The sequence below is a fragment of the Geodermatophilus poikilotrophus genome (assembly GCF_900111455.1).
Taxonomy (GTDB): Bacteria; Actinomycetota; Actinomycetes; order Mycobacteriales; family Geodermatophilaceae; genus Geodermatophilus; species Geodermatophilus poikilotrophus.
The window spans coordinates 635,666-660,060 of the sequence record NZ_FOIE01000002.1 but is presented as its reverse complement, the minus strand read 5'-3'; the positions used below and the strand labels follow the sequence as shown (position 1 = coordinate 660,060).

Genomic DNA, 24,395 nt, shown 5'->3' with positions numbered 1-24,395 from the left:
GTCGCGCCGGCCAGCTTCGCGCCGGCGATCGCGGCGTCCCCGACACCGCCGCAGCCGAACACCGCCACCGACTCGCCCCGCTTCACCGCGCCGGTGTTGATCGCCGCACCCACGCCGGCCATCACGCCGCAGCCGAGCAGGCCGGCGGCGGTGGCCGGGGCGGCGGGGTCGACCTTGGTGCACTGCCCGGAGTGCACCAGCGTCTTCTCCACGAACGCGCCGATGCCCAGCGCCGGGGACAGCGGAGTGCCGTCGGCCAGGGTCATCTGCTGCGCGGCGTTGTGCGTGGCGAAGCAGTACTGCAGCTCGCCCTTCAGGCAGGCGCGGCACTGCCCGCACACCGCCCGCCAGTTCAGGATGACGTAGTCCCCGACCTCGACGTTGGTGACCCCCTCCCCGACCGCGGCGACCGTGCCGGCGGCCTCGTGCCCGAGCAGGAACGGGTAGTCGTCGTTGATGTTGCCCTCGCGGTAGTGCAGATCGGTGGCGCACACCCCGCACGCCTGGACGTCGACCACCGCCTCACCCGGACCGGGGTCGGGCACGACGATCGTCTCGACGGTCACCGGGGCTCCCTTGCTGCGGGCGACGACGCCCTTCACCTCGTAGGCCATGACGGTGGGTCTCCTCTCGCGGATGTGCGGACCGGACGCGGTGGTCACTGCTCGCGACGGTGGGAGGACCCGTCTCCCACCCTTCGGAGACGACCCCGTCCTCCTCACCGCTCGCAGGCTCGCGGTGAGCCTCCGCACGGGGCCGACCCGGAACGGGGCCGACGATGGGGCCGAGGAGGTCCTTTCCCAGGGCCCCTTGACCGCGTCCGACCGTCACCCTACGGTGGTGGACGACTGATATACTAGTCCTTGGCTCCATTTCATGACAGAAGGGACTCCGGCATGGTCGTCCAGGTCGACGGAGCGCTGCGGGCGCCGGCCATCTCGGACCGGGTGCTCGACCGGTCGCTGGCGGACACCGACCCGGAGGTCGCCGATGCGATCGCCGCCGAGCTGATCCGACAGCAGACCACGCTGGAGATGATCGCCAGCGAGAACTTCGCCCCGGTGGCGGTTCTGCAGGCCCAGGGCTCGGTGCTGACCAACAAGTACGCCGAGGGCTACCCCGGCCGGCGCTACTACGGCGGCTGCGAGCACGTGGACGTGGTCGAGCAGCTGGCCATCGACCGGCTGAAGGCGCTGTTCGGCGCGGAGTACGCCAACGTGCAGCCGCACTCGGGTGCGCAGGCCAACGCCGCGGCGATGTCGGCCCTGCTGGAGCCCGGCGACACCATCCTGGGGCTGGACCTGGCCCACGGGGGTCACCTGACCCACGGGATGAGGCTCAACTTCTCGGGGAAGCTCTACGACGTGGCCGCGTACCACGTGGGCCGCGAGGACCACCGGGTCGACATGGCCGAGGTGGAGAAGCTGGCGCAGGAGCGGCGACCCAAGCTCGTCGTGGCCGGCTGGTCGGCCTACCCCCGCCAGCTGGACTTCGCCGAGTTCCGCCGGATCGCCGACGAGGTCGGGGCCTACCTGATGGTCGACATGGCGCACTTCGCCGGGCTCGTCGCCGCCGGGCTGCACCCCTCCCCGGTGCCGCACGCGCACGTGGTCACCTCGACCACCCACAAGACCATGGGCGGCCCCCGCGGCGGGGTCATCCTGGCCACCGCCGACCTCGCGAAGAAGTTCAACTCGTCGGTCTTCCCCGGCCAGCAGGGCGGGCCCCTGGAGCACGTGATCGCCGCCAAGGCGGTGGCCTTCAAGCTGGCCGGGGAGCCGGCCTTCCGCGAGCGCCAGGAGCGGACCCTCGCCGGCGCCCGGATCCTGGCCGACCGGTTGCTGGCCGCCGACTCCCGCGAGGCGGGCATCGACGTGGTCAGCGGCGGCACCGACGTCCACCTCGTCCTCGTGGACCTGCGGGAGTCGGCGCTCGACGGCCGGCAGGCCGAGGACCGGCTGCACTCCATCGGCATCACCGTCAACCGCAACGCCGTGCCCTTCGACCCCCGCCCGCCGATGGTCAGCTCCGGGGTCCGCATCGGCACCCCGGCCCTGGCGGCGCGCGGGTTCGACCTCGAGGACTTCGCCGAGGTCGCCGACGTCATCGCCGCCGCGCTGCGGCCCTCGGTGGGCGAGGACCAGCTCGCCGAGCTCCGCACGCGGGTCACCCGGCTGGCCGACCGCCACCCCCTCTACCCCGACCTGACGGAGGTCGTCCGATGAGCCCCCGGACCCCCGGCGCGGACCTGCCCGAGCACCCCGACGCCCTCTGGCGGAGCCCGGAGCCGAAGCGCTCCTACGACGTGGTGATCGTCGGCGGCGGCGGGCACGGCCTGGCCACCGCGCACTACCTCGCCAAGAACCACGGCATCACGAACGTCGCGGTGCTGGAGAAGGGCTGGCTCGCGGGCGGCAACATGGCCCGCAACACCACGATCATCCGGTCCAACTACCTGTGGGACGAGAGCTCGGCCATCTACGAGCACGCGCTGAAGCTGTGGGAGGGGCTCGAGGAGGACCTCGGCTACCCGATCCTGTTCAGCCAGCGCGGCGTGCTCAACCTCGCCCACACCCTGCAGGACGTCCGCGACAGCGTGCGCCGGGTCGAGGCCAACAAGCTCAACGGCGTCGACGCCGAGTGGGTCGAGCCCGACGAGGTCCGCAAGATCTGCCCGGTCGTCAACACCTCCTCCGACATCCGCTACCCGGTCCTGGGGGCGACGTACCAGCCGCGCGCCGGCATCGCCAAGCACGACTACGTGGCGTGGGGCTTCGCCCGCCGGGCCGACGAGGCCGGCATCGACCTCGTCCAGGACTGCGAGGTCACCGGGTTCACCACCGACGGCAACCGGGTCACCGGGGTGCAGACGACGCGCGGCACCATCGGCGCCGGCACCGTCGCCCTCTGCGCGGCCGGCCACACGTCCGTGCTCACCGACGTGCTCGGCATCCGCGTGCCGATCCAGAGCCACCCGCTGCAGGCGCTGGTCTCCGAGCTGCTGGAGCCGGTGCACCCCACGGTGGTCATGTCCAACGCCGTGCACGTGTACGTCTCCCAGGCGCACAAGGGCGAGCTGGTCATGGGCGCCGGCGTCGACTCCTACAACGGTTACGGCCAGCGCGGCGCCTTCCACATCATCGAGCGCCAGATGGCCGCCGCCGTCGAGCTCTTCCCGGTGTTCGCGCGGGCGCACCTGCTGCGCACCTGGGCCGGCATCGTCGACGTCAGCCCCGACGCCTCGCCGATCGTCGGCCGGACCCCCTACGACAACGTCTACCTCAACTGCGGCTGGGGGACCGGCGGGTTCAAGGCCACGCCCGGCATCGGCTCGGCTCTGGCGCACACCATCGCCCACGACGAGCCCCACCCGTTCGTGGCGCCGTTCGCCCTCGACCGCTTCGTCACCGGCGCGCTCGTCGACGAGCACGGCGCGGCCGCCGTGGCCCACTGACGCCTCGCCCCCCGACCCAGGAGTCTCCCGTGCAACTCATCGCATGCCCGTGGTGCGGCCCCCGCGAGGAGGTCGAGTTCTCCTACGGCGGCCAGGCCCACGTCCCCTACCCGGACAGCCCCGCCGAGCTCTCCGACGAGGAGTGGGCGCACTACGTGTTCTTCCGCGACAACCCCAAGGGCCGCTTCGCGGAGCGCTGGAACCACAGCGCCGGCTGCCGCCGCTGGTTCAACGCGATCCGCGACACCACCACCTACCGCTTCGAGCGCGTCTACCGCCTCGACGACCCGAAGCGGGGCGGAACCGAGCTGGCGAGCTCACGCAAGGAGGGAACAGCCCCGTGACGAGTCCGTTCCGCGCCCCCGAGGGCGGCCGCATCGACCGCGCCGGCACCGTCGAGTTCACCTTCGACGGGCAGGTCCTCACCGGTCACCCCGGCGACACCCTGGCTTCGGCGCTGCTCGCCAACGGCCGGCACCAGGTCGCCACCAGCATCAAGCTCGGCCGACCGCGCGGCATCGCCGCCGCCTGGGCCGAGGACCCGGGCGGCCTGGTGCAGATCGAGGAACCCTTCCCCGAGCCCATGCTGCTGGCCACCACGGTCGAGCTCCACGACGGGCTGGCCGCCCACGGCCTGCCGGGGCAGGGCCGCCTCGCCGACGTCCCCGACTCCGCTCGCTACGACGCGGTCCACCACCACGTGGACGTCCTCGTCGTGGGGGCCGGCCCCGCGGGGCTGGCCGCCGCGCTGACCGCCGCCCGGGCCGGAGCCCGCGTCGCGCTCGTCGACGAGCAGTCCGAGGCCGGCGGCTCCCTGCTCTCGGGCACCGAGCGGCTCGACGACGCCCCGGCGCTGGACTGGGCGGCGGACGCGGTCGCGGAACTGGCCGGCTCCCCGGAGGTGCTGCACCTGCAGCGCACCACCGCGTTCGGCAGCTACGACGACGGCTTCGTGCTGGCGCTCGAGCGGCGCACCGACCACCTCGGCGCGGCGGCGCCGAAGCACGTGTCCCGCCAGCGGGTGTGGCGCATCCGGGCCCGGTCGATCGTCCTGGCGACGGGGGCGCACGAGCGCCCGGTCGTGTTCGCCGACAACGACCGCCCGGGGATCATGCTCGCCGGCGCCGCCCGGACCTTCCTGCACCGCTACGGCGTGCTGCCCGGCCGCGAGGCCGTCGTGTTCACCACGAACGACAGCGCCTACGACGCCGCCCTCGACCTGCGCCGCGCGGGTGTGCGGGTGCAGGCGGTGGTCGACGCCCGGCCGGAGGGCTCGCCGCGCCGCGAGGAGTGCGAGCACGCGGGCATCCGCGTGCTGTCCGGTGCCGTCGTGACCGGTACGCAGGGCGTCGAGCGGGTCACGCACGCCCTCGTCGCCCCGTTCGCGGACGGAGCGGTCGGCCCCAGCAGCGCGATCGCCTGCGACCTGCTCCTGGTCAGCGGGGGCTGGAACCCCGCGGTGCACCTGTTCAGCCAGGCCCGCGGCCGGCTCCGCTACGACGAGGTCCTCGGCGCGTTCCTCCCCGGGGAGGCGCTCGACGGCCTGACCGTCACCGGCTCGGCCGCCGGCGTTTTCGACCTGGCCGGGTGCCTGGCCGACGGTCAGCGCGGAGCGCGCGCCGCGCTGACGGCCCTGGCGATCGCGCCGGCGGGGGAGGACCGGCTGCCCGCCACCCCGGACCCCGTCGTCCCGACCGCGCCGCTGGTGCTGTGGCGGGTACCGGACACCTCCGGCGCCGACGGCAGCACCTCGTTCGTCGACCTGCAGCGGGACGCGACGGTGGCCGACATCGCCCGCGCGGTCGGCGCCGGCCTGCGCTCGATCGAGCACATCAAGCGCTACACGACGATCGGGACGGCGCACGACCAGGGCAAGACCTCCGGCGTCCTCACCTCGGGGATCGTCGCCGAGCTGCTGGGGATCCCGGTGCAGGCCACCGGGACCACCACGTTCCGGCCGCCGTACACCCCGGTCGCCTTCGCCGCCCTGGCCGGCCGCGACCGCGGCCGGCTCTTCGACCCCGAGCGGGTCACGGCCCTGCACGAGTGGCACGTGGCCGCCGGCGCGGTCTTCGAGGACGTCGGTCAGTGGAAGCGTCCCCGCTACTACCCGCAGCCCGGCGAGGACATGCAGACCGCCGTCCTGCGTGAGTGCGCCGCGGCCCGGACCGGCGTCGGGATCCTCGACGGCTCCACCCTCGGCAAGATCGACGTCCAGGGCCCGGACGCCGCCGTCCTCCTCGACCGGCTCTACACGAACCTGATCAGCAGCCTGAAGGTCGGCTCCGTCCGCTACGGGGTCATGTGCGGCGTCGACGGCATGGTCATCGACGACGGCACGGTGCTGCGCCTGGCCGAGGACCGCTTCCTCGTCCTCACCACCACCGGCGGCGCGGCGAAGATCCTCGACTGGATGGAGGAGTGGGCCCAGACCGAGTGGCCGGACCTGCGCGTCCACTGCACGTCGGTCACCGAGCAGTGGGTCACCTTCCCCGTCGTGGGACCGCGGTCCCGGGACGTCGTCGGCGCGGTCTTCCCCGGCGTGGACGTCTCCAACGAGGCATTCCCGTTCATGACCTGGCGGGACACCACCCTCGACGGGGTGCCGGTCCGGCTGGCCCGGATCAGCTTCTCCGGCGAGCTCGCCTTCGAGGTCTACGTCAACCCCTGGTACGCGGTCGCGGTCTGGCAGCGGCTGCTCGACGCCGGCCGCCCGTACGGCATCACGCCGTACGGCACGGAGACCATGCACGTCCTGCGCGCGGAGAAGGGCTACCCGATCGTCGGGCAGGACACCGACGGCACCGTCAGCCCGCACGACCTGGGCATGGCGTGGGCGGTCTCGAAGAAGAAGCCCGACTTCGTCGGCAAGCGCTCCTTCGCCCGCCCGGCCAACGCCGACCCGCTGCGCAAGCAGCTGGTCGGGCTGCTGCCCGTGGACCGGGAGACCGTGCTGCCAGAGGGCTCGCAGGTCATCGACTTCCTCGCCGACGGCCAGCTGCCGCCCCCGCCGGTCCCGATGCTCGGCCACGTCACCTCCAGCTACCGCAGCGCCGAGCTCGCCCGCCCCTTTGCCCTGGCCCTGGTCAAGGGCGGCCGGGAGCGCATCGGCGACACCGTCCACGTCCCCGTCAACGGCACCCTCGTCCCGGTCGAGGTCACCGGCTCGGTGCTGGTCGACCCCGAAGGAGCCCGTCGCGATGGCTGAGCTGCTGCGCACCCACCCGCTCGAGGCCTGGCGTGCCGACTTCGAGCGGTTGCCCGGCACCGTCGGCATCACCGTCGAGCCCTACGTGGCGGTGGTCGACGTCCGCCTCGGCACTGTCGGCGCCGAGGCGTCGGCGGCGCTGGGCGTCGACCTGCCGACGGCGCCGAACACCTGGGTGCCGACCGGCACCGGGCGGGCCGTCTGGCTCGGCCCCGACGAGTGGTTGCTCACCAGCACCACGGAGACGCCGGAGGAACTGGAGGCCAGGGTGCGCGCCGCCGTCCTCCCGCTGGGCGGGTCGGCGACGGACGTCTCCGCCCAGCGGATCGGCCTCCGGCTCACCGGTGCGCGGGTGCGCGACGTCCTGGCCAAGGGCTGCTCGATCGACCTGCACCCACGGGTGTTCGGCCGGGGGAGCAGTGCGCAGACGACGCTCGGCCAGGCCGGCGTCGTGCTGCTCGCCCTCTCCGACAGCGCCGACGACCACGTCGTCCTCGTCCGGTCGTCCTTCGCCGGCTACCTCGCCGACTGGCTGCTCGACGCGGCCCTCGAGTTCACCTCCGTTCCCCTCACCCACGACCGCTGACCGGCCCGTCAGTCAGGAGCGAAAGACATGTCCAGCACCCCTCGTGTGGTCGTCATCGGAGCGGGGATCGTCGGGGCCAACCTGGCCGACGAGCTCACCGCCCGTGGCTGGGACCGCGTCACCGTGGTCGACCAGGGGCCCCTCCCGCTGACCGGGGGTTCCACGTCGCACGCGCCCGGGCTGGTCTTCCAGACCAACGCCTCCAAGACCATGACGGCGTTCGCCAGCTACACCGTGGAGAAGTTCAAGGGCATCGACGTCGACGGCGCCTGGTGCTTCAACCAGGTCGGCGGCCTCGAGGTCGCCACCACCCCGGAGCGGCTCGCCGACCTGCACCGCAAGCAGGGCTGGGCCACCTCCTGGGGCGTCGAGGCGCAGGTGGTCGACGTGGACGAGTGCGTGCGGCTGCACCCGCTCGTCGACCGCGACCGCATCCTCGGCGGCCTGCACATCCCCAGCGACGGCCTGGCCAAGGCGTCCCGGGCGGTCGTCGCGCTGGCCCGCCGTGCCGAGGCGCGGGGCGCCCGCTTCCAGGGCTCGACCCGCGTGACCGGCATCGAGCAGACCGGTGGCCGGGTCACCGGCGTCCGGACCCCGGACGGCGTCATCCCCGCCGACATCGTGGTCTCCTGCGCCGGCTTCTGGGGGCAGGAGCTCGGCGCGATGGTCGGGATGGACGTCCCCCTGCTGCCGCTGGCCCACCAGTTCGTCTGGACCGGCCAGGTGCCCGACCTGGTCGGCCGCAACGACGAGCTGAGCGAGGCGAGCCTGCCGATCCTGCGCCACCAGGACCAGGACCTCTACTACCGGGAGCGCGCCGACCGCCTGGGCATCGGCTCCTACGCCCACCGGCCGATGCCGGTCGACCTGCGCGAGCTGCCCCAGGGGGACGGCGTCCGGGAGTCGTCGATGCCCTCGATGCTGCCCTTCACCGAGGAGGACTTCGCCCCGGCGTGGGAGCAGAGCCAGCTGCTGCTGCCCTCGCTGCGCACCTCCAAGATCGACAGCGGTTTCAACGGGGTCTTCTCGTTCACGCCGGACGGCGGCCCGCTGATCGGGGAGTCGCGGGACGTGGCCGGCTTCTGGATCGCCGAGGCGGTCTGGGTGACCCACTCCGCCGGGGTCGGCCGGGCGGTGGCCCAGCTCCTCGTCGACGGCCGCTCGGAGGTCGACCTGCACGGCTGCGACGTGCACCGCTTCGAGGACGTCCAGCTCGCCCCGGAGTACGTCAGCGAGACCTCACAGCAGAACTTCGTGGAGGTCTACGACGTCATCCACCCGCTCCAGCCGCGACTGTCTCCGCGCGACCTGCGGGTCAGCCCCTTCCACACCCGGCAGCAGGAGCTCGGCGCGGTCTTCCTCGAGGCGGCCGGCTGGGAGCGGCCGCACTGGTACGAGGCCAACGCGCACCTGGTGGACGAGCTGCCCGCGGAGTGGGTGCCGCCGGAGCGCGACGCGTGGGCGGGGCAGTTCTGGTCCCCGATCGCGGCGGCGGAGGCGTGGAGGACCCGCACCGCCGTGGCGGTGTACGACATGACCCCGCTCAAGCGGCTCGAGGTCAGCGGACCCGGCGCGCTGGCCCTCCTGCAGCGGCTGACCACCGGCGAGATGGACAAGTCCGTCGGGGCGGTGACCTACACGCTCGCCCTGGACGAGGCCGGCGGCATCCGCAGCGACCTCACCGTCGCCCGGCTCGGCGAGCAGCTGTTCCAGGTCGGCGCCAACGGGCCCCTCGACCTCGACCTCCTGCTGCGCGAGGCGCCGGACGACGGCAGTGTGCAGGTCCGCGACGTCACCGGCGGCACCTGCTGCATCGGGCTGTGGGGTCCGCGCGCCCGCGACCTGGTGCAGCGGGTCAGCGCCGACGACTTCACCAACGAGGGCCTGAAGTACTTCCGTGCCAAGCGGGCCCGGATCGGCGGGGTCCCCGTCACGGCGATGCGGCTGTCCTACGTCGGCGAGCTCGGCTGGGAGATCTACACCAGCGCCGACAACGGCCAGCGGCTGTGGGACGTGCTGTGGCGCGCCGGCCAGGACCTCGGCGTCGTCGCGGCCGGCCGGGCGGCCTTCAACAGCCTCCGGCTGGAGAAGGGCTACCGCGCCTGGGGCCACGACATGACCACCGAGCACGACCCCTACGAGGCGGGTCTCGGGTTCGCCGTGCGCAGGCAGAAGCAGGCCGACTTCGTCGGGAAGCAGGCTGTCGCCGGGCTCGGGGACGACACGGTGAGCCGCCGGCTGTCCTGCCTGACGATCGACGACGGCCGCAGCGTCGTCCTCGGCCACGAGCCGGTGTTCGTGGACGGCCGACCGGCCGGCTACGTGACCAGCGCGGCCTTCGGGCACACCGTCGGCCGGCCCATCGCCTACGCCTGGCTGCCGGCCTCGGCGACCGTCGGGACGAGCGTCGAGATCGGGTACTTCGGCACCCGCATCCCCGCCACCGTCGCCGCCGAGCCGCTCGTGGACCCGGGCATGACCCGGCTCCGCGGCTGACGAAGGACCACCACCCCTCCGCCGGATCGGCGGGCGACCCCGACCACTCCGGGGTCGCCCGCCGGCCTGCGCCGCGCCCACCCGGAGGACCCCCGCTCATGCGCACCGACACCATCGAGACGTTCCTGGAGCAGCTCGCCGCCAGGGTGCCCGCCCCGGGTGGAGGGGCCACCGCCGCGCTGCACGCGGCCCAGGCCGCCGCCCTGGTGGCGATGGTCGCCCGCTACAGCGACTCGGCGAGGTACGCCGACCACGCCGAGGAGATCGCCACCATCACGAGCACCGCCGACCGGCTGCGCCAGAACGCGCTGGGCCTGGCCGAGGAGGACGCCGCGGCCTTCACCGCCGTCACCGAGGCCTACCGGCGTCCGAAGGGGACACCCGACGAGGCCACGGCCCGGTCCGAGGCCATCGCGACGGCCCTGGTCGCGGCGGCCCGGGTGCCGGCGGTCGTCGTCGCCGTCGCCGACCAGGTGCTGGGCCTCGCCGAGCAGCTCCTGCCGATCGGCAACCGCAACGTGGTCAGCGACGTCGCCGCCGCCGCCGAGGCGGCCCGGGCCGCGGCCACGACGGCACGGGTCAACGTGGAGGTCAACCTCGGCGGCATCAAGGACCCGCTGACCTGGGGAGAGCTCGCCGCGGCCGTCGACACCGTCGACGACCTCGTGCTGCGCGCGGACAAGGTCACCGCCGCCGTCCGGGACGGGCTGGTCCGATGACCGCGACGTTGAGCGGGACCGAGCTGGCCGCCGGCATCCGCGCCGAGGTCGCCGCCGCGGCCGCGGACCTGACCGCCGCCGGGACCCCGCCCCGGCTGGCCGTGGTCGTCGCGACGGCGGACGAGTCCAGCGCCTGGTACGTCCGCTCCATCGCCCGCGCCGCGCAGAAGACCGGCATCGCCTGCTCGGTCGTCGACCTCGGGGAGACGGCGACGCCGCAGCGGATCCGCGCCGAGCTCACCGCGCTGAGCGCCGATCCTGCGGTGCACGGCATCATCCTGCAGACCCCGCTGCCGGCCGGCGCCGTCTTCGAGGACCTCGCCGCGTCGATCGACCCCGCCAAGGACGTCGACGGCGCCAACCCGCTCAGCCTGGGACGGCTGGCCGCGGGCCTGCCCGCCTTCGCGCCGGCGACCGCCGAGGCCGTGCTCGAGCTCCTGGACTCCCACGGGACCCCCCTGTCCGGCGCGCACGCGGTCGTGGTCGGGCGCTCCACCGTCGTCGGCAAGCCCGCGGCGCACCTGCTGCTGCAGCGGGACGCCACCGTGACCGTCTGCCACAGCCGCACCAAGGACCTGGCCGCGGTCACCCGGACCGCGGACGTGCTCGTCGCCGCCGTCGGGCGGCCGGAGCTCATCACGGCCGAGCACGTCGGCGAGGACTCGGTGGTCATCGACGTCGGGACCAACCCGACGCCCGACGGCGGGCTGGTCGGCGACGTCGACGCCGGCTCGGTCACCGGGCGCGCCGCCGGACTGACCCCCGTCCCGGGCGGGGTGGGCCCGGTCACCACCGCGCTGCTGCTGCAGCACACGGTCACCTCCGCCCGCGGCTGAAGAAAGGACCCCTCGCCCCCCACCGCTCACACGTTCGCGGCGGGTCCCTGCGAGGGGCCGCCTCGCACGCTCGGGGTGGGCCTCGGAGGGTCCCCAGGGACCGGCAGCGGGTCAGATCACAGGGAAAGGAACACCTCCATGACCGGCACGGCGTTGGCCGACCGCCCGCTCACGGCCACCGGCTCGTCGACGCACCCCCTCGGCCGGGTGCTCGCGGCGAGGAGGCCGCTGGTCTGCGGCGTCCTCAACGTGACCCCCGACTCCTTCTCCGACGGCGGGCGCTTCCACAGCTTCGACCGGGCCGTGGAGCGCGGGCGCACCCTGGCTGCCGAAGGGGCCGACCTCATCGACGTCGGCGGGGAGTCCACCCGACCCGGCTCGCGCCCGCCGACCCTCGCCGAGGAGCTCGACCGCGTCGTCCCGGTGGTCGAGGCCCTGGGCCGGCAGGTCCCCGTGCCGCTCTCCGTGGACACCTCCCGCCCCGAGGTCATGAGGGAAGCGGTGGCAGCCGGGGCCAGCATGGTCAACGACGTCCGGGCGCTGCGGTCGCCGGGTGCTCTCGAGGCCGCCGTGGAGCTGGACGTCCCGGTGTGCCTCATGCACATGCAGCGCTCGCCGGAGAGGATGCAGGAGGACCCGCGCTACCGGGACGTCGTCGTGGAGGTGCGCGCCTTCCTCGCCGAGCGGATGCGTGCCTGCCTCGACGCCGGCATCCGGCAGGAGCACCTGGTCGTGGACCCGGGGTTCGGGTTCGGCAAGACGCTGACCCACAACGTCGCGCTGCTGGCGTCGCTCGACGCGTTCACCGGCCTGGGGGTCCCGGTCATGGTGGGGCTGTCCCGCAAGTCGGTGCTCGGGCAGCTCACCGGGCGGACCGTGGAGGACCGGCTGCCCGGCTCCCTGGCCGCGGCGATCGTCGCGGTCCAGCGGGGAGCCACCCTGCTCCGCGTGCACGACGTCGCGGCCACGCGGGACGTCCTGGCGATCCTGGACGCCGTCGGACCCATCTGACCGGCCCGCTGTCCCCGCCGGCCCCGTCCCGGGCACCGCCGGCCCCCTGCAGGGTCCCGCCGCGAGCCTGCGAGCGGTGGGGGGCAGGGGGTCCTCTCTCAGATCACCGCGCGGATCGCCTGCTCGAAGCCGAGCACGTGCTCACGGGCGAGGTCGTCGGCCCGGTCGGCATCGCCGGCGGCGATGGCGCGGAGCAGCTCGACGTGCTCCCCGACGTGCTCGTCCACCGTGGGCAGCCGGTCGAGGAAGAGGCAGAAGATCCGCGTCGCCAGGTTGTCGTAGCGGATCAGGACGTCCTCCAGGTGGGGATTGCCGGCGGCCCGGTAGATGGCCCGGTGCACGGCGAGGTCCCAGCGCATCAGCTCGGTCCGGTCGATCTGGCTGACGTCCAGGTGCTGGATGCGCGAGGCCAGGTCCTCGAGCTCGGCGTGCGCCGTGCGGACGGCGCGCTCGGCGGCACGGCGGGCGGCCAGCGGCTCGAGCTGGGCGCGGATGTCGGAGATGTGCGCCAGGTCGGAGATGTCCATCCCGGTCGCGAAGGTCCCGCGCCGCGGGTAGGACACCACGAGCCGGTCGCCCTCCAGGCGCTTCAACGCCTCGCGGACCGGGGTCCGGCCCACGTCCAGGTCCCCGGCCAGCTCGTCGTCGTCGATCGGGTCGCCCGGCCGGATGTCGAGCATGATCAGCCGGTCCCGGATCGCCACGTAGGCCTTGTCCGCCAGGGACGCGACAGCGGACGAGTCAAGATCCAGGGGCTCAGCGCTCACGACCAGATCGTAGAGGTTGGCGGCCAACGGGCCTTGCCTCTTCAGAGGGATCGACATACCTTCACACTATATCTGATATACCAACTGTGTACCTAGGTCCCAGTCGGTGTGCCAGGACATCGGCGGGGAGAGGGAGGTACGGGTGACCATCAGCGCCTTCGACCTGTTCAAGGTCGGCATCGGCCCGTCCAGCTCGCACACCGTCGGCCCGATGCGTGCCGCCTGCGCCTTCGCGTCCCGGCTGCGCGACGAGGGGCGGCTGGGCCGGGTCACGGGGGTGCGCTGCGAGCTGTTCGGGTCGCTGGGGGCGACCGGCCACGGGCACGGCAGCGTCAAGGCGGTCGTCCTCGGCCTCGAGGGCGAGCAGCCCGACCTGGTCGACCCGGTCGCGGCCGGGCCGCGGGTCGATGCCGTCCGCCGCGAGGGCAAGCTGGCCCTCGCCGGCGAGCACCCCATCGCGTTCTCGGTCGACGACGACGTCGTGCTGCACCGTCGCAAGCGGCTGGACTTCCACAGCAACGGCATGCTCTTCCGGGCCCTGGACGCCGAGGGCGCCGAGGTCGACCGGCGCGAGTACTACTCGGTGGGCGGCGGGTTCGTCCTGGACGAGGACGACGCCGGCAACCCGGCCGTCGTCGAGGACCCCACGCCCGTCCGGTACCCGTTCCGGACCGGCGAGGAGCTGCTGGCCCGGACGCGGGCGACGGGCCTGCGGATCAGCGACGTGATGCTCGCCAACGAGCTGGCCTGGCGCAGCGAGGCGGAGGTGCGCGCCGGCCTGCTGCACGTCTGGTCGGTGATGCAGGAGTGCGTGGAGCGCGGCACCCGCACCACCGGCGTCCTGCCCGGCGGGCTGAAGGTCCGCCGGCGCGCGGCGGCGCTGCGCGCCCAGCTGGAGAGCCACCCGGACGAGGCCGACCCGCTGCGCGCGATGGAGTGGGTGACCCTCTACGCGCTGGCCGTGAACGAGGAGAACGCCGCCGGCGGGCGGGTGGTGACCGCGCCGACCAACGGCGCCGCCGGCATCGTGCCGGCCGTCCTGCACTACTACCGGGACTTCGTCGGCTCCTACGGCGAGGACGGCGTGGTGCGGTTCCTGCTCACCGCCGCGGCGGTCGGGCTGCTGTTCAAGGAGAACGCCTCCATCTCCGGCGCCGAGGTCGGCTGCCAGGGGGAGGTCGGCTCGGCCTGCTCCATGGCCGCCGCCGGCCTCGCCGAGGTGCTCGGCGGGACGCCGGAGCAGGTGGAGAACGCCGCGGAGATCGGCATCGAGCACAACCTCGGCCTCACCTGCGACCCCGTCGGCGGGCTGGTGCAGATCCCGTGCATCGAGCGCAACGCCGTCGGCTCGGTCAAGGCCATCACCGCCGCCCGGATGGCCGTGCGCGGCGACGGCCGGCACCACGTCCCGCTGGACAAGGCGATCAAGACGATGCGCGAGACCGGTGCCGACATGAAGGACAAGTACAAGGAGACGGCCCGTGGCGGGCTGGCGCTCAACATCGTCGAGTGCTGAGGAGGCACCCGTGTCCCACCCGTTCACCCTCACGCTCAGCTGCCAGGAGCGCCCGGGCATCGTGCACGCGGTCAGCTCGTTCCTCTTCCAGCACGGTTGCGACATCGTCGAGCACCAGCAGTTCGACGACCCCCTCCGCGGTCAGCTGTTCCTGCGCACGGCCTTCGTCTGTGCCGAGGACACCGACTGCGCGCGCCTCTCGGCGGACTTCCGGGCCGTGGCCGACGAGTTCGGCATGACCTACCAGGTCACCGGGGAGCAGCCGCAGCGGGTGGTGGTCATGGTGTCCAAGCTCGGCCACTGCCTCAACGACCTGATCTTCCGGTGGCGGGCCGGCAGCCTCGGCGGCGAGCTGGTCGCCGTGGTGTCCAACCACGAGGACCTGCGGCCGATGGCCGAGGCGGCCGGCCTGCCGTTCGTCCACGTCCCGGTGACTCCCGCCACCAAGCGGGAGGCCGAGGCCCGACTGCTTCAGCTGGTCGACGAGTACCGGGCCGATCTGGTCGTGCTGGCCCGCTACATGCAGATCCTCTCCGACGAGACGTGCGCCGCCCTGTACGGCCGCGCGATCAACATCCACCACTCGTTCCTGCCCGGCTTCAAGGGCGCCAAGCCCTACCACCAGGCCTTCGACCGCGGGGTGAAGCTGGTCGGGGCGACGGCCCACTACGTCACCCCCGACCTGGACGAGGGCCCGATCATCGAGCAGGAGGTCATCCGCATCGACCACACCTACGACCCCCGGGCGCTGGCCACCGTCGGACAGGACGCCGAGGCGCTCGCGCTGTCCCGGGCGGTCCGGTGGCACAGCGAACGGCGGGTGCTCCTCAACGGGCACAGCACGGTGGTCTTCCGATGACCCGGCGGCCGGCGGTCTGACGTCGACCGGGACGGCGGACCGGTCGGCGCCGGCCGGCGCTCCGTCGTCCCAGGCCACGCTCGACCGCGTCCGGTCCCGGACGACCGCCGCGGCCGACTCAGGACCAGGACACGACCGGTGACCACGGATCCAGCCAGGGCCGGCGGCTGTACTCCATGGTGAGCCCACCCGGTCGGGCCTCGATGAGCGCGCCGAAGACCGTCGCGAAGACCAGACCGTCCTGTTCGTGGCGGACCGCCAGGGCGCCGGGGTCGTCCCGCGGCGCTTCTGCCTGCACGAGCCGGCGCCAGCCGTCCGGGTGAGCGCTGTCGGTGAACAGCGGCAGGAACCGGTCGGCCTTGCGGTCCTCGGGACCGCCGGAGGTGACCATCCAGGTGCCCTCCGGGTGCTCGGTCGTCACCAGCCGCTCGCCGTCGAAGTCCCAGGTGGTCATGCGGTCCGGAGCCGCCAGGACGAGCAGGAAGCTCGCCATGCCGTCGAGCTGCACGGCCGACCGCCAGTCCGCTCCGCGCTCGGCGCCCAGCAGCGGCAGGGTCCCGCGGCTCGGTGCTCCCGGGGCGGCCACCGGCTTCTGCGGCCGGTTGAGCACCAGGGCAGTGACCCCGGTGCCGACGCGGGTGGCGCACCACGTCCCGCCCGCGAGGCGGTCCCGGCCCCCGACGAGGGCGGGGTGCTCCGGCCACCACCGCCCGGGGTCGTCGAACTCCCGGCTGGTCAGCTCGTCCCGTAGGGCGAGCAGCCGCACCGGCGCGCCGCGGCTCCACCGCACGACCACCGTGCACACGCCGCCGATCGTCCCAGGTCCGGATCCCGTGCCCGCGGGAGCTGTCGTCCGCCGGTGGGGTGGAGCGGTCGCGCGGGTCGAGGCCGGTCACCCCGGGCGCGGGGACGCGCCGCGCCGGGGACGTCGAGCTCTCCTCTCAGGGGCGACGGACGCCCCGCACCATCGACCTCGTGAGCACGCCGGCCACGGCGGCCGCGGCAGCAGCGATCGCGGACCGGAGCACACGGTTCCTGCGGCTCATGGCAGCCTCCTGGCGCAGCGGCGTGCCGTTTCTCTACTCCAGCCGACCCGGGTGGCTCAACCGTCGGCCGTGTCCGGTCCCTGGCACGAGCAGCACCAGGGCCCTGACCCGCGGAGACGCCGGTCAGGGGCCGTCCTCCGCAGGGCCGGGGAACGACACCCCGTGGCGGCGCGCCGCCGCAATCGTGGGCGTCCCTTCCCCCGTGCCGGGGAACCCGGGCCCGAGATGGCCGGACGGGCGTCGCGCCGCTCCCGGTCGGCACCACCGATCGGGTAGACAGCGGACCGTTGCCGCGACCGCGCCGACGACGGCGGGCCGGACCCACCGCTCGCCGCCGGTCGGGTCCAGCGGGGCGACGCCGACGGGGACCGCGACGGCGCCCCGCCCGACGGATGGGGAGACGATGGGGATGGCCACGAGGACGGACACGCACCCGCCCGCACCGCACGTCGCCGACAGCCACGAGCTGATCCGCGTGCAGGGCGCGCGCGAGAACAACCTCAAGGACGTCAGCGTCGAGATCCCGAAGCGCCGGCTGACCGTGTTCACCGGCGTCTCCGGCTCGGGCAAGAGCTCGCTGGTGTTCGGCACGATCGCCGCGGAGTCGCAGCGGCTGATCAACGAGACCTACAGCGCCTTCCTGCAGGGCTTCATGCCGACGCTGGCGCGACCCGAGGTCGACGTCCTCGACGGGCTGACGACGGCGATCATCGTCGACCAGGAGCGGATGGGCGCGAACCCCCGCTCCACCGTCGGCACGGCCACCGACGCCAACGCCATGCTGCGGATCCTGTTCAGCCGGCTCGGGCAGCCGCACGTCGGCCCGCCGAGCGCGTACTCGTTCAACACCCCGTCGGTGCGGGCCAGCGGCGCGATCACCGTGGAACGCGGCGCGAAGACGAAGTCGGAGAAGGCGACGTTCACCCGGCTCGGCGGGATGTGCCCCCGCTGCGAGGGCATGGGCTCGGTGAACGACATCGACCTGACGGCGCTGTACGACGACTCGAAGTCCCTGAACGGGGGCGCCCTCACCATCCCGGGCTACAGCATGGACGGGTGGTACGGCCGCCTCTTCCAGGGCGCCGGCCTGGACATGGACAAGCCGATCCGCGACTACGGCAAGAAGGAGATGCGGACCCTCCTGTACGAGGAGCCGACCAAGATCAAGGTCGAGGGCATCAACCTGACCTACGAGGGCATCATCCCGCGGATCCAGAAGTCGATGCTGTCCAAGGACGTCGAGGCGATGCAGCCGCACGTCCGGCGCTTCGTGGAGCGGGCGGTGACGTTCACGACCTGCCCCGACTGCGACGGCACCCGGCTCGCCCCGGAGGCGCGGGCGTCGACGATCAACGGCAGGAGCATCGCCGACGTCTGCGCCATGCAGATCACCGACCTGGCCGACTGGGTGCGGGAGCTCGACGAGCCCTCGGTCGCCCCGCTGCTGACCGGCCTGCAGCACCTGCTCGACTCGTTCTCGACGATCGGGCTGGGCTACCTCTCGCTCGACCGGCCCGCGGGCACGCTGTCCGGTGGCGAGGCGCAGCGCACGAAGATGATCCGCCACCTCGGCTCCTCGCTCACCGACGTCACCTACGTCTTCGACGAGCCGACGATCGGCCTGCACCCGCACGACATCGAGCGGATGAACCAGCTGCTGCTGCAGCTGCGCGACAAGGGCAACACCGTGCTGGTCGTGGAGCACAAGCCCGAGGCGATCGCGATCGCCGACCACGTCGTCGACCTCGGGCCCGGCGCCGGTACCGGCGGCGGGGAGGTGGTGTTCCAGGGCACGGTCGAGGAGCTCCGGGCCAGCGGCACGCTCACCGGGCGGCACCTCGACGACCGCGCGGCCGTGAAGCCCTCGGTGCGGACGCCGTCCGGGGCGCTGGCGGTGCGCGGCGCCAGCACGCACAACCTGCAGGGCGTGGACGTCGACATCCCGCTCGGCGTGCTCGTCGTCGTCACCGGGGTGGCCGGGTCGGGCAAGAGCTCGCTGGTCCACGGCTCGGTGGCCGGCCGGGAGGGCGTGGTGGTGGTCGACCAGGGCGCGATCCGCGGGTCCCGGCGCAGCAACCCGGCCACCTACACCGGTCTGCTCGACCCGATCCGCAAGGCGTTCGCCAAGGCCAACGGCGTGAAGCCGGCGCTCTTCAGCGCCAACTCCGAGGGCGCCTGCCCGACCTGCAACGGCGCCGGCGTCGTGTACACCGAGCTCGGGGTGATGGCCACGGTCGAGTCCACCTGCGAGACGTGCGAGGGGAAGCGGTTCCAGGCGACGGTGCTGGACCACCACCTCGGCGGGCGCGACATCAGCGAGGTGCTCGCGATGTCCGTGACGGAGGCGGAGGAGTTCTTCGGCGAGGGGGAGGCGCGCACCCCTGCCGCGCACGCGATCCTCGACCGGCTCGTGGACGTCGGGCTCGGCTACCTCACGATCGGCCAGCCCCTGACGACGCTGTCCGGTGGCGAGCGCCAGCGGCTCAAGCTGGCCACCCGCATGGCCGAGAAGGGCGGCGTCTACGTCCTCGACGAGCCGACCACCGGCCTGCACCTCGCCGACGTCGAGCAGCTGCTCGGCCTGCTCGACCGGCTCGTCGACTCCGGCAAGTCCGTCCTGGTCATCGAGCACCACCAGGCGGTCATGGCGCACGCGGACTGGATCATCGACCTCGGCCCCGGCGCCGGCCACGACGGCGGCCGGGTCGTCTTCGAGGGCACTCCCGCCGACCTCGTCGCCGCCCGCTCCACCCTCACCGGCGAGCACCTGGCGGCCTACGTCGGCGGCTGATCGAGGCCCTTCCCGACGCCGCAGGAGGGGCGGTCCGGGTTCCCCCGGGACGCGGCTGCGGCACCTCGTCGCTAGGGTGGCGGGCGTGAACCGTCGCGCGCAGTGGTGGGCCTGGTCGTCGAGGACGACCCCGGCCCGCTGACGCGCGCTCGGACCGTCCCAGACCCACCGGACGGTCCGAGGGCTCCTCCCCGGACGGCCGATGGGCCACGATCCCGGAGGAGCAGGAGTGACGAGCACCGACGTCCCGACCCCCACGTCGGCGATGACCAAGGCCGTGCTGGACGAGGCGGACCTCCCCACGCACTGGTACAACCTGGCCGCCGACCTGCCCGCGCCGATGCCGCCCCACCTGCACCCGGGGACCGGCGAGCCGCTCGCGGCCGGTGACATGGCGCCGCTGTTCCCGGCGGCGCTGATCGAGCAGGAGATGACCGGCGAGCGGTTCGTGCCGATCCCGGAACCGGTCCGCGAGGTCTACCGGCTGTGGCGGCCCTCGCCGCTGTACCGGGCGCACCGCCTCGAGCGGGCGCTGGGGACGCCGGCGCGCATCTACTACAAGTACGAGGGCGTCAGCCCGGTCGGCAGCCACAAGCCGAACACCGCCGTGGCGCAGGCGTACTACAACGCGGCCGAGGGGGTGCGCCGGCTGACCACCGAGACCGGCGCCGGGCAGTGGGGCAGCGCGCTGTCGTTCGCCTCGGCGCTCTTCGGCCTGGAGTGCGAGGTGTGGCAGGTCCGGGCCTCCTACGACAGCAAGCCCTACCGGCGGATGCTGATGGAGACCTTCGGCGGCGTGGTCCACGCCAGCCCGTCGGAGCTGACCGCGGCCGGCCGTGGCTTCCTCGAGCGGTTCCCCGGCACCACGGGCAGCCTCGGGATGGCGGTCAGCGAGGCCGTGGAGTCGGCGGCGCCGGACCCGGAGGCGCGGTACGCGCTGGGCAGCGTGCTCAACCACGTGCTGCTGCACCAGACGGTGATCGGCGAGGAGGCGCTGCGCCAGCTCGAGGTGTTCGGCGAGACGGCGGTCGACGTCGTCTTCGGGTGCGCCGGTGGCGGGTCGAACCTGGCGGGGCTGTCCTTCCCGTTCCTGCGGGAGAAGCTGGCCGGGCGCACCGACACGCGGGTGGTGGCCGTGGAACCCGCCGCGTGCCCGTCGCTCACGCAGGGGCGCTACGAGTACGACCACGGCGACGTCGCCGGGCTGACCCCGCTGATGAAGATGCACACCCTCGGGCGCGACTTCGTGCCCGAGGCCATCCACGCCGGTGGGCTGCGCTACCACGGCATGGCCCCGATGGTCAGCCACGGCGTGGACCTGGGGCTGATCACCGCCCGGGCCGTCGAGCAGCGCGAGGCGTTCGACGCCGGACTGCTGTTCGCCCGCACCGAGGGACTGGTGCCGGCGCCGGAGTCCTGCCACGCCGTCGCCGGCGCGGTCGCCGAGGCCCGCCGCCGCGCGGACACCGGGGAGGCCGGCGTCCTCGTGGTGGGCCTGTCCGGCAACGGCCAGCTGGACCTGCCCGCCTATGCCGAGCACCTCACCGGAGCGCGCACCCCGGCGACGGGCGACCAGCCCTTCTGACGGCGGATGCCCGGCGGACGGGCCCCGGACAGGACCACCCACAGGGGCCCGTCCACCGCGGGGGACCGTCGGCGTGCCGTGCGAGGGGAACCCCTCCACCTCCGGAGCCGAGGTCGGCTGCCAGGGGGAGGCGGGCCCGGCCTGCGCGCCGGCGGCGGCCCGCCTCGCGGAGGCCTCGGCCGCACCAGAGCGTCCCCGGGTCGACCCCGCGGGCGGCGACCCGGCAGGCTGGTGGGCGGCAGGGGCGTGTGACGGGCCCGCACCCGACTGGACGTGACCCGGGTCACCGGCCAGGCTGTCCCGCCGACCACAACTGTCCTATAGCAGCCCAACGGACCACGGAGTGTCATGGCCAACCTCTTCATCGGCGGCACCTGGCGGCCGGGGGCCTCGTCGGACCAGCGCGAGGTCGTCAACCCCTTCGACCAGAGCGTCGTCGCGAAGGTGGACGAGGCGACGGTCGAGGACGTCGCCGCGGCCGTCGGAGCCGCCCGGACCGCCTTCGACGCGGGGGAGTGGCCGGGCACCCCGGCGGCCGAGCGGGGTGCCCTGCTGCGCCGCGTCGCCGACCTGCTGGCGCGCGACCGGGAGGACATCGCCCGGCTGGAGACCCTGGACACCGGCAAGACCGTCGGCGAGAGCCGGCAGGACGTCGACGACGTGGCCTCCGTCTTCCGCTACTACGCGGACCTGGCGGACAAGGACACCGGCCGCCTGGTCGACGCCGGACGTCCCGGCGTCATCAGCCGCGTCGTCCACGAGCCGGTCGGCGTGTGCTCGCTCATCACGCCGTGGAACTACCCGCTCCTGCAGGTGTCCTGGAAGGTCGCGCCGGCGCTCGCGGCCGGGAACACCGTCGTCGTCAAGCCGAGCGAGGTCACCCCGCTGACCACCATCCGGCTCACCGAGCTGCTGGCGGAGGCCGGCGCCCCGGCGGGCGTCGTCAACCTCGTCCTCGGGGGCCGGGACGTCGGGGCGGCGATGGTCGAGCACCCCGACGTGGACATGGTGTCGTTCACCGGCGGCCTCAGCACGGGGCAGTGGATCCTGCGGGCCGCCGCCGAGACGGTGAAGAAGGTGACCGTCGAGCTCGGCGGCAAGAACCCCAACGTCGTCTTCGCCGACGTCGACCTCGACACCGCAGTCGACAACGCGCTGACGGCGGTCTTCCTGCACTCCGGCCAGGTGTGCTCGGCGGGGACCCGGCTCATCGTGCAGGACGAGATCCACGACGAGTTCGTCGCGGCCCTGGTCGAGCGAGCCCGGCGCATCCGCCTCGGCAACGGGTTCGACCCGACGACCCAGAGCGGACCGCTGGTGTCCGAGGAGCACCGGGCGAGCGTGGAGGAGTACGTCGCGGTCGGCGTCGGCGAGGGCGCCCGGCTGGTCACCGGTGGCCGCCGTCCCGATGACCCGGAGCTGGCCGGCGGGTTCTTCTACCTGCCGACGGTGTTCACCGACTGCCGGCGGGACATGCGGATCGTGCAGGAGGAGTCGTTCGGGCCCGTCCTCACCGTGGAGCGGTTCGCCACGGAGGAGGAGGCGATCGCGCTCGGCAACGACACCGACTACGGCCTCGCCGGTGCGGTCTGGACCACCGACACCGCCCGCGCCGAGCGGGTCGCCCGCGCCCTCCGGCACGGGACGGTCTGGATCAACGACTTCGGTCCCTACCTCCCGCAGGCGGAGTGGGGCGGGTTCGGGCGGTCGGGCAACGGGCGCGAGCTCGGCCCGTCGGGCCTCGCCGAGTACCGCGAGGCCAAGCACATCTGGCACAACACCGCCCCGCAGCCGGCCGGCTGGTTCACGGGCTGATCGGCGCACCTCGACCCCTGACGGACGGACGGCCCATGAGCGCGCACCCCACGCAGGACGGCGACACCCACCTCGCCGAGTTCGGCTACAGGCAGGAGCTCGACCGCAGCATCGGCAGGTTCTCCAGCTTCGCGGCCGGAGTCAGCTACATCTCTATCCTGACCGGCACGTTCCAGCTGTTCTACTTCGGCTTCGGCGCCGGCGGCCCGGCCTACCTGTGGTCCTGGCCGATGGTCTTCCTCGGGCAGCTGATGGTGGCGCTGTGCTTCGCCGAGCTGGCCGCGAAGTACCCCGTGGCGGGGTCGCTCTACAACTGGACCAAGCGGCTGGGCAGCCGGACGACCTCGTGGATGACCGGCTGGATGATGCTCACGGCCTCGATCGTGACGCTGTCGGCGACCGTCCTCGCCTACCAGATCACGCTGCCCCAGCTGTGGTCGGGCTTCCAGGTCGTCGGGGACGGCACGGGCACCTACGACTTCGCGGTCAACGCCGTCATCCTCGGCAGCGTCCTCATCCTGTTCACCACCACGGTGAACGCCTACGGCGTGAAGCTGATGGCGCGGATCAACAGCGCGGGCGTCCTCATCGAGCTGGTCGCGGCCGTGCTGATCATCGTCATCCTGGCCGTGGCGATGACCCGCAGCCCGGTCGAGGTCCTCACGGACACCGCCGGGATGGGGGAGGGCCGGGACCTGGGCTACCTGGGCGCCTTCCTCGTCGCCTCGCTGGCGTCGGCCTACGTGATGTACGGCTTCGACACCGCCAGCTCGCTGGGCGAGGAGACGATCGACCCGCGGCGCACCGCGCCCAAGGCCATCATCCGGGCGGTCACCGCGTCCTTCCTCCTCGGCGGCCTGATCCTGCTCTTCGGCCTCATGGCGGTGCAGGACCTCGCCGACCCGCAGCTGTCGTCGAACACCGGCGGCCTGCAGTACGTGCTGCTCCAGGTGGCCGGCACCGGGCTCGGAAAGGTCTTCCTGGCTTGCATCGTGGTCGCCATCACCGTCTGCTGCCTGGCGGTGCACACCGCGACGATCCGCATGATGTTCGCGATGGCGCGGGACAACAACCTGCCGTTCAGCGCCCGGCTGGCCAAGGTCGACCCCAAGCGCAAGACGCCGGTGGTGCCCGCGGTCGTCATCGGCGTCCTGTCGATCAGCATCCTGCTCATCAACATCCGGCAGCCGCAGATCTTCACGGTGATCACCAGCATCGCGATCATCATGATCTACCTGGCGTACCTGCTGGTCACCGTGCCGATGCTGGTCAGCCGGCTCCGGGGTCGCTGGCCGGTCCCCGGTGAGCGCACTAACAGGGAGTACTTCTCGCTCGGCCGCTGGGGCCTGCCGGTCAACGTCCTGGCGGTGCTGTGGGGCGCGGGCATGGCGCTGAACCTGGCCTGGCCGCGGCAGGAGGTCTACAACGCCACCGAGCCGTACCACTGGTACCTGCAGTGGGGCGCCTTCGTCTTCATCGGCGCCATCGCGCTCGTCGGGCTGGCCTACTACCTGCTGCGGGCCCGGCACAACAGCGGCGTGCTGCCCGAGCACGCCGTCGACCCGGTGCCGGGTTCCCCTGCCTCGGCGGGCGTCGCGACGGAGCTCCCGGCTGCCCGTCTCGGCGGCACGGACGAGGACCCGGGGCGCGCCGACGTCCCGGTCGGTGGCATCCGCTGACGGAGGACCCCCTGCCCCCACCACTCG

The 24,395-nt window shown here is 73.3% G+C and carries 18 protein-coding genes; 15 read left to right on the top strand and 3 right to left on the bottom strand.

All coding sequences use genetic code 11. The features are described 5' to 3' along the window. Positions 1–614: alcohol dehydrogenase catalytic domain-containing protein (locus BMW27_RS07505; protein ID WP_175486414.1), on the bottom strand; the 614-nt coding region annotated here is incomplete at its 3' end. 282 nt (positions 615–896) lie between these two features. Here BMW27_RS07505 and glyA point away from each other — a divergent pair. The 9 genes from glyA to folP all read left to right on the top strand — a co-directional run bounded on the left by glyA (position 897) and on the right by folP (position 12,310). Continuing rightward, positions 897–2,225 (top strand): serine hydroxymethyltransferase, encoded by a 1,329-nt coding sequence (glyA, locus tag BMW27_RS07495; protein WP_091441362.1) that lies wholly within the window; start codon positions 897–899, stop codon positions 2,223–2,225. Further along, on the top strand, positions 2,222–3,454 hold the full coding sequence (locus tag BMW27_RS07490; RefSeq protein ID WP_091441359.1) for a sarcosine oxidase subunit beta family protein: 1,233 nt from the start codon (positions 2,222–2,224) through the stop codon (positions 3,452–3,454). The genes glyA and BMW27_RS07490 overlap by 4 nt, the downstream gene beginning before the upstream one ends. A 29-nt stretch (positions 3,455–3,483) precedes the next feature. Then, positions 3,484–3,798, top strand: a complete 315-nt coding sequence (locus tag BMW27_RS07485; RefSeq protein ID WP_091441356.1) for a sarcosine oxidase subunit delta — start codon at positions 3,484–3,486, stop codon at positions 3,796–3,798. Beyond that, the gene (locus tag BMW27_RS07480) at positions 3,795–6,662 is read left to right on the top strand and encodes a 2Fe-2S iron-sulfur cluster-binding protein (protein ID WP_091441352.1); all 2,868 of its coding nucleotides are present in this window, start codon (positions 3,795–3,797) and stop codon (positions 6,660–6,662) included. The genes BMW27_RS07485 and BMW27_RS07480 overlap by 4 nt, the downstream gene beginning before the upstream one ends. Beyond that, positions 6,655–7,248: a sarcosine oxidase subunit gamma gene (locus tag BMW27_RS07475; protein WP_091441348.1), complete on the top strand. Its 594-nt coding sequence runs from the start codon at positions 6,655–6,657 to the stop codon at positions 7,246–7,248. The genes BMW27_RS07480 and BMW27_RS07475 overlap by 8 nt, the downstream gene beginning before the upstream one ends. Before the next feature lie 27 nt (positions 7,249–7,275). Next, the gene (locus tag BMW27_RS07470) at positions 7,276–9,744 is read left to right on the top strand and encodes a GcvT family protein (RefSeq protein ID WP_091441345.1); all 2,469 of its coding nucleotides are present in this window, start codon (positions 7,276–7,278) and stop codon (positions 9,742–9,744) included. 98 nt (positions 9,745–9,842) lie between these two features. After that, entirely contained in the window at positions 9,843–10,463 is a 621-nt protein-coding gene (locus BMW27_RS07465; RefSeq protein WP_091441342.1) for a cyclodeaminase/cyclohydrolase family protein, read from the top strand. Then, positions 10,460–11,299: a bifunctional 5,10-methylenetetrahydrofolate dehydrogenase/5,10-methenyltetrahydrofolate cyclohydrolase gene (locus BMW27_RS07460; RefSeq protein ID WP_091441340.1), complete on the top strand. Its 840-nt coding sequence runs from the start codon at positions 10,460–10,462 to the stop codon at positions 11,297–11,299. Before BMW27_RS07465 ends, BMW27_RS07460 begins: the two co-directional genes overlap by 4 nt. A gap of 138 nt (positions 11,300–11,437) precedes the next feature. Then, positions 11,438–12,310 (top strand): dihydropteroate synthase, encoded by an 873-nt coding sequence (gene folP / locus BMW27_RS07455; protein WP_091441337.1) that lies wholly within the window; start codon positions 11,438–11,440, stop codon positions 12,308–12,310. A gap of 98 nt (positions 12,311–12,408) precedes the next feature. Here the strand turns inward: folP and BMW27_RS07450 are convergent, their stop codons facing one another. After that, a complete protein-coding gene (locus BMW27_RS07450) occupies positions 12,409–13,077 on the bottom strand; it encodes a GntR family transcriptional regulator (protein ID WP_217638068.1) in 669 nt (222 codons plus the stop codon). 142 nt (positions 13,078–13,219) lie between these two features. Between BMW27_RS07450 and BMW27_RS07445 the strand changes: the two genes are divergently transcribed. Both BMW27_RS07445 and purU read left to right on the top strand, forming a co-directional pair. Then, positions 13,220–14,593 carry an L-serine ammonia-lyase gene (locus BMW27_RS07445; protein ID WP_091441331.1) on the top strand — a complete coding sequence of 458 codons (1,374 nt, stop codon included), beginning with the start codon at positions 13,220–13,222 and terminating at the stop codon, positions 14,591–14,593. Between the two features lie 10 nt (positions 14,594–14,603). Further along, positions 14,604–15,452, top strand: a complete 849-nt coding sequence (gene purU, locus BMW27_RS07440; RefSeq protein ID WP_091441327.1) for a formyltetrahydrofolate deformylase — start codon at positions 14,604–14,606, stop codon at positions 15,450–15,452. A gap of 118 nt (positions 15,453–15,570) precedes the next feature. Here the strand turns inward: purU and BMW27_RS07435 are convergent, their stop codons facing one another. After that, positions 15,571–16,257 carry an NRDE family protein gene (locus BMW27_RS07435; RefSeq protein WP_245743352.1) on the bottom strand — a complete coding sequence of 229 codons (687 nt, stop codon included), beginning with the start codon at positions 16,255–16,257 and terminating at the stop codon, positions 15,571–15,573. Positions 16,258–16,907: 650 nt separating this feature from the next. Between BMW27_RS07435 and BMW27_RS07430 the strand changes: the two genes are divergently transcribed. The 4 genes from BMW27_RS07430 (at position 16,908) to BMW27_RS07415 (ending at position 24,368) form a co-directional block, all read left to right on the top strand. Next, positions 16,908–19,289, top strand: a complete 2,382-nt coding sequence (locus tag BMW27_RS07430; RefSeq protein ID WP_091441324.1) for an ATP-binding cassette domain-containing protein — start codon at positions 16,908–16,910, stop codon at positions 19,287–19,289. Between the two features lie 229 nt (positions 19,290–19,518). Beyond that, positions 19,519–20,874, top strand: a complete 1,356-nt coding sequence (locus BMW27_RS07425) for a TrpB-like pyridoxal phosphate-dependent enzyme (RefSeq protein ID WP_217638066.1) — start codon at positions 19,519–19,521, stop codon at positions 20,872–20,874. Between the two features lie 348 nt (positions 20,875–21,222). Beyond that, positions 21,223–22,689 (top strand): aldehyde dehydrogenase family protein, encoded by a 1,467-nt coding sequence (locus BMW27_RS07420; protein ID WP_091441321.1) that lies wholly within the window; start codon positions 21,223–21,225, stop codon positions 22,687–22,689. A 35-nt stretch (positions 22,690–22,724) separates the two neighbouring features. Next, positions 22,725–24,368: an APC family permease gene (locus tag BMW27_RS07415; RefSeq protein ID WP_091441319.1), complete on the top strand. Its 1,644-nt coding sequence runs from the start codon at positions 22,725–22,727 to the stop codon at positions 24,366–24,368. The last annotated feature ends 27 nt before the right edge of the window (positions 24,369–24,395 follow it).

What these genes read in the sequence shown, in the direction of transcription:
- glyA (WP_091441362.1), top strand. Translation starts at nt 897, where the DNA reads ATGGTCGTCCAGGTCGACGGAGCGCTGCGGGCGCCGGCCATCTCGGAC.
- BMW27_RS07465 (WP_091441342.1), top strand. Translation starts at nt 9,843, where the DNA reads ATGCGCACCGACACCATCGAGACGTTCCTGGAGCAGCTCGCCGCCAGG.
- folP (WP_091441337.1), top strand. Translation starts at nt 11,438, where the DNA reads ATGACCGGCACGGCGTTGGCCGACCGCCCGCTCACGGCCACCGGCTCG.
- BMW27_RS07475 (WP_091441348.1), top strand. Translation starts at nt 6,655, where the DNA reads ATGGCTGAGCTGCTGCGCACCCACCCGCTCGAGGCCTGGCGTGCCGAC.
- BMW27_RS07415 (WP_091441319.1), top strand. Translation starts at nt 22,725, where the DNA reads ATGAGCGCGCACCCCACGCAGGACGGCGACACCCACCTCGCCGAGTTC.
- BMW27_RS07470 (WP_091441345.1), top strand. Translation starts at nt 7,276, where the DNA reads ATGTCCAGCACCCCTCGTGTGGTCGTCATCGGAGCGGGGATCGTCGGG.
- BMW27_RS07490 (WP_091441359.1), top strand. Translation starts at nt 2,222, where the DNA reads ATGAGCCCCCGGACCCCCGGCGCGGACCTGCCCGAGCACCCCGACGCC.
- BMW27_RS07430 (WP_091441324.1), top strand. Translation starts at nt 16,908, where the DNA reads ATGGCCACGAGGACGGACACGCACCCGCCCGCACCGCACGTCGCCGAC.
- BMW27_RS07460 (WP_091441340.1), top strand. Translation starts at nt 10,460, where the DNA reads ATGACCGCGACGTTGAGCGGGACCGAGCTGGCCGCCGGCATCCGCGCC.
- BMW27_RS07420 (WP_091441321.1), top strand. Translation starts at nt 21,223, where the DNA reads ATGGCCAACCTCTTCATCGGCGGCACCTGGCGGCCGGGGGCCTCGTCG.